This window comes from Sedimentibacter sp. B4 (assembly GCF_000309315.1).
Lineage (GTDB): Bacteria > Bacillota > Clostridia > Tissierellales > Sedimentibacteraceae > Sedimentibacter > Sedimentibacter saalensis.
Window position 1 is genome coordinate 1 of sequence record NZ_CANG01000847.1, and the last position, 228, is coordinate 228.

1 pseudogene is annotated in these 228 nt (G+C 74.1%); it reads right to left on the minus strand.

Going from position 1 to position 228, the window contains the following annotated elements:
- Positions 1-5: 5 nt before the first annotated feature.
- Positions 6-228: pseudogene (locus BN358_RS27885) on the minus strand (uracil-DNA glycosylase); the annotation flags it as partial.

Sequence of the window (228 nt, forward strand, 5' to 3'; positions counted from 1 at the left end):
TCGGATCAGGCCGTTGTCTCGAGGCGCCAGTCGACCTCGGTACCGCCCTGGGCGAGCAGCGCGGCGTTGGCCCGGCTGAACGGGCGTGAGCCGAAGAAGCCCGAATGGGCCGACATCGGGGGACGGGTGGGCGGAGGCGATCTGCGGGATGCCGGCCAGCCGAGTGCCCAGCGACTGGGCGTCCCGGCCCCAGAGGATCGCGACCAGGGGGCCACCCCTCGCGGCGAG